This window comes from Sphingomonas sp. Ant20, from assembly GCF_000783375.1.
Lineage (GTDB): Bacteria > Pseudomonadota > Alphaproteobacteria > Sphingomonadales > Sphingomonadaceae > Sphingomonas > Sphingomonas aerolata.
Genome location: NZ_JRVI01000246.1, coordinates 1 through 4,291 on the forward strand (window position 1 = coordinate 1; position 4,291 = coordinate 4,291).

Below are 4,291 nucleotides of genomic sequence, written 5' to 3' on the forward strand. Positions count from 1 at the left end.
CGACCGGCGCGGGCTCCGGATAGCGCTGGTCGGGGACCTGCTGCCCCCGCGATGGGGTGGTGCTGGTCTGGGGCGCGAGATCCCCATCGATCGCCTGGTTGGGATCGATCGTGCGGACCTGTGCGGGCGCGCTGCTCGCGATCGACGCTGCGAAGGCGCCGAGGCCAAGCCAGAAACTGCGCATGATGCTATCTTCCCCAATGCCGAGTGCGCGTGAGTTAACAAACCCCCGCCTGACCCCGCAATGAATGAAACGGCGGGAAGAGTCGAATTCGCGTCCGGTACCCGCGTAACGACGGTTGCCCCCGCCGCAGACCCTCGCTATAGCCCCGCATCTGCTGCAGCCGGAGACGTGGGTGAGTGGCTGAAACCAGCGGTTTGCTAAACCGCCGTACCGGGTTTACTGGTACCGAGGGTTCGAATCCCTCCGTCTCCGCCATTTTCGTCACCACAGCGTATCGGTGATGTGCCCCCCATTGTAGCGTGCCGACGCTGGGTAACGGGCCGCTTGCGCGCTAGGCCAGGCGCGACTTTCACGTCGGGCGCTTCGATCACCGCGGCGCTTCGATATCCCACCTAACGGATCGGCGTTGAATATCGGCTGTTGTCGTGTATGCGTGTGGCACCACTAAGAGGGTTGATCATGAAGAAGATTTTCGCTGTCGCCGTCGCTGCCGGCCTGTTCTCGCTCGCAGCTTGCAACACCAGCCCGCGCGAGCAGGCAGCCGACAACATCGAGTCGAACACCGAGGCGGTCGCTGACAACCTCGAGGACGCTGCCGACCTCACGGGCAACGAAGCAGCAGAAGAAAGCCTCGAGAACAAGGCTGACGCGGTGCGTGCGACCGGCCAGAACCAGGCTGAAGACATGCGCACCAACGACGCGGATACCAATCTGTCGAACGGTATCTGAGCCACAGCGCTCAGGGGCGCGGGCCAAGCTGCCTGCGACCCCGAGCGACGTGCAGAAAAGGGCATCCGGGGCGACCCGGATGCCCTTTTTGCGTTCGGGGACTGTGAGCCGAGCGCCGCTGGCGACGCCTATCGCGCAGCCGGCCGGTCAGGCCGCATCGGCCCGCCGGGCGGCGCGGGCGTGTTCGCGGGTGAAATCGCCGACGCCGCGATCGGTGTGGCACAGCCGGTCCCAGTGGCGGAAATACAGGCCGTAATTGCAGCCATAGAGTTCGTGATGGCGCTGATGATGGCTGGCGGTGATCAGCCATCCGCCCAAGGGGCCGCTCCACATGAAGCGCGGGAAGATCTCCCACCCCATGTGGTTGGTCACGCCCATCACCGTCATGATCGTCAGCACGACCCCCAGCCCGTAGATGTGGATCGGCACGAAAAAAGACGAGCAGCGGAATGACGATGGCGCCGCTCAGCGCCTCGATCGGGTGAAACGCCATGGCGGCCCATGCCGTCGGCGGACGGCTGGCATGATGGAGCGCGTGCGCGAGCTTGAACGGGGCGGGGCGATGCATCCAGCGATGCGTCCAGTAGAACCAGGCATCGTGGAGGAGCAGATAGGCGAACACCGAGACCGGAAGATACCAGAGCGGATAGGCGTGGACATCGGCATAGACCTGGGTCCAGCCGCGATGCTGCCAGCCCCAGGCGACGACGCCGGCGGGAATGCCGTAGAGCGCGGCGGAGGCGAGGCTCCAGACGATCTCGCGCCGGACCTGCGGATCGAGCCCGAGATACAGCCCCGGATGCTTGCGCGTCGTGATCCAGGCGAACGCGCCCGACACGAGCAGATAGCGGACCCCGACGATGACGGTCATCGCAATGGCGGAGAGGATGATGGCAAGCGTCATGCGGGGTCCTCTACACCGCGGCGGTCGGCGGCGCGAACCGCAAGCGCACGCCGCCGCGCGGGCAGCCCCCACCACGGCGTGCCCGGCGAGAGATGATGTTCGTGATGATAGCCGCCGAAGTGGAAGCAGGTCATCAGCGACAGCGCGGGTCCGATGTCGAGGCTGTGCGCGCGGTGGGTATCCGCGAAGGGCAGGTCGCGCTCGCGGTGCGGCAGCCAGGTGCCGAAGACGAACAGCTGTGCGACGGCACCGAGCGCGGGCAGCGCCCAGAAGATCACGATGTTGCCGAGCGGCGCGCCGAGCAGCAACGTATAGACCAGCGCCACCAATGTGATGCGGATGATCTGGCCGTGCGAATAATAGGTCTTGAAGAACTGCAGGAACCAGCGGGTCAGCCGCGGGTCGCCGCCATGGAAATCGGGATCCCCGGCGCGTCCGGTCTGTTTGTGGTGGAGATGATGCTGCGGGAGCAGGGACGCATAGGACAGGCAGGCATAAAGCGAGAGACAGGTCGCGCCGATCGCCCGGTTCAGCCTTGGATGCTCGGGCGCGAGGGCCCCATGCATCGAATCATGCGCGACGATGAACAGCCCGGTGGAGAGCCAGGTCTGCACGAGGACCATCAGGACCGCGACCGGCAGCGTCGCGAGGCTCCACTGCCAGAAGAAGATGCCGGTGATGTGGATAGCGAGCCACGCGACCATGATCGCGGCGGACAGCGACACGCCGATCCGCATCTGGCGCTTCATCGCGTCCGACGGGTGGGCGGCGGTGATGCTCACCCGCGCTGGTCTGCCGGACTGGTGTTCGGGGTCCGCGCGGGACGGGCGGCGCGACGCTGCGCATCGGCATTGGCACGCAGCTGCGCCTTCAGCACCGCGGGCTTGCGCGCGAACAGGAAGCCGTGACTGACGGTGCCGTCCTTGCCCTCGACCGCGTGATGCAGGCGATGCGCCTGGAGCAGCCGCTTGAAATAGCCCTGTTTGGGGACCCAGCGAAAGCCGCCGCGCTGATGCACGAGCATGTCATGGACGAAGGCGTAGATGCCGCCATAGACGGTGATGCCGAGTGCCGCCCACCACAGCGCCGGGTACCAGAGCCCGACCACGAACAGCACGATCGGGACGATCGCGAAGACGATCGCATAGAGGTCGTTCTTCTCGAACCAGCCCTCATGCTCCTCGTGATGCGACTTGTGCCAGCCCCAGCCCCAGCCGTGCATCACATAGCGGTGCGTCGCCCAGGCGAAGCACTCCATGAACAGGACCATGCCGACGACGATCGCCAGTTTCTCGACCCAGGTCACGACGCGCGATCGGGCAAATCGGCGCTGACCAGAAGCAGTGCATTCAACATGGCGTATATATAACCGTTCGGGGCGGACGATGCGAGGGCGCGCCGCCATAAAAGCACGCGCGGCACCGCGTCGGCGGCCGCGGGCCGGCGGTGGCATACACAGGTAAATCATACGGATGCGATCGATCGCGGCACCGCAGGGCGGGACGCTGCGTTCGACCCCGATGCCCGCTTCGAACTTCCGTGCCGACCACCGCGACACCCCGTCCTGGTTGCTGGTCGCAGCCATGATCCTCAGTTTCCTCGTCGCGCAGCAGGATGACCGCTTCACGGTCGATCCGCTGCGGGCGCTGCCAGCGATCCTGTCGCTGCTCGCGCTGGGCGGCGCGCTGGCGATCGGCCGGTATAGCGCGCGACCGCGTCTTGCCGCGGGGGCGAGGGCGTTTCTGCAGATGACGCTGTTCACGCTGTTCGGCGTGGTCCTCGCCTATGCGCTGGCTGCGAAGTCCGGCACCTTGTGGGATGCCCGGCTGGCGGCGGCGGATCGTGCGGTCGGCTTCGACTGGCCGGTCGTGCTCGCACTGCTCGACCAGTGTCCGCCGCTGATCTGGCTGCTGGGCCTCGCCTATCACAGCCTGACGGTGCAGATGATCGTCGTCATCGTCGCGCTGAGCGGGATGGAGAAATTCGACACGCTGCGGACGATGGTGTGCGCCGCGATCCTGTCGGGGTTCGTCACGATCCTCATTTCGGGTCTGACGCCCGCGATGGGAAATCTGTTCGACCCGGCGCGCTACGTGCATCTCTGGCCGTCGATCGCGTGGCTCGAACAGGGGCTGATCTCCGGGCTGCGAGACGGATCGCTGCGCGTGCTCGATCTCACCATGCTGATGGGGATCGTCAGCTTTCCCAGCTTCCATGCAACGCTCGCCGCGATCTTCATCTGGGCCTTCGGTGCGATGCCGCGCCTTGCCGGACCGGGCCGCGCTTGGGCGATCCTGACGATCGTCGCGACGCCGGTGTTCGGCGGTCACTATGGGGTCGACGTGCTCATGGGGCTGTTGCTCGCGCCGCCCGCGATCGTCGCGGCACAGCGCCTCACGCAGCGCAGGCAGCCCTGTCCTCAGCCAGGTCCAGGCCTGCCGGCATAAGGATCGCGTCGTCGCGCAGCGCCGCCT

General features: G+C 66.2%; 4 protein-coding genes, 1 tRNA gene and 2 pseudogenes. 3 read left to right on the forward strand and 4 right to left on the reverse strand.

Annotated features, from left to right (window positions below):
- A pseudogene (locus NI18_RS19400) lies at window positions 1-184 on the reverse strand (DUF1134 domain-containing protein); the annotation flags it as partial.
- A gap of 162 nt (window positions 185-346) precedes the next feature.
- Here NI18_RS19400 and NI18_RS19405 point away from each other — a divergent pair.
- Window positions 347-439 (forward strand) — tRNA-Ser (locus NI18_RS19405).
- A gap of 204 nt (window positions 440-643) precedes the next feature.
- A complete protein-coding gene (locus tag NI18_RS19410; protein ID WP_031393429.1) occupies window positions 644-913 on the forward strand; it encodes a hypothetical protein in 270 nt (89 codons plus the stop codon).
- Between the two features lie 147 nt (window positions 914-1,060).
- Here NI18_RS19410 and NI18_RS19415 read toward each other — a convergent pair.
- From NI18_RS19415 to NI18_RS19425, 3 genes and pseudogenes are all read right to left on the reverse strand, one after another.
- Window positions 1,061-1,817, reverse strand: a pseudogene (locus NI18_RS19415) (sterol desaturase family protein).
- Complete coding sequence (locus NI18_RS19420) at window positions 1,814-2,599, reverse strand: fatty acid desaturase (RefSeq protein WP_306286543.1); 786 nt, start codon at window positions 2,597-2,599, stop codon at window positions 1,814-1,816. The pseudogene NI18_RS19415 and the gene NI18_RS19420 overlap by 4 nt, the downstream one beginning before the upstream one ends.
- A complete protein-coding gene (locus NI18_RS19425; RefSeq protein WP_037532513.1) occupies window positions 2,596-3,123 on the reverse strand; it encodes a sterol desaturase family protein in 528 nt (175 codons plus the stop codon). The genes NI18_RS19420 and NI18_RS19425 overlap by 4 nt, the downstream gene beginning before the upstream one ends.
- 166 nt (window positions 3,124-3,289) lie before the next feature.
- On the opposite strand from NI18_RS19425, the gene NI18_RS19430 reads away from it, so the two are divergent.
- On the forward strand, window positions 3,290-4,264 hold the full coding sequence (locus tag NI18_RS19430; RefSeq protein WP_037532516.1) for a phosphatase PAP2 family protein: 975 nt from the start codon (window positions 3,290-3,292) through the stop codon (window positions 4,262-4,264).
- The last annotated feature ends 27 nt before the right edge of the window (window positions 4,265-4,291 follow it).

What these genes read in the sequence shown, in the direction of transcription:
- NI18_RS19410 (WP_031393429.1), top strand. Translation starts at nt 644, where the DNA reads ATGAAGAAGATTTTCGCTGTCGCCGTCGCTGCCGGCCTGTTCTCGCTC.
- NI18_RS19430 (WP_037532516.1), top strand. Translation starts at nt 3,290, where the DNA reads ATGCGATCGATCGCGGCACCGCAGGGCGGGACGCTGCGTTCGACCCCG.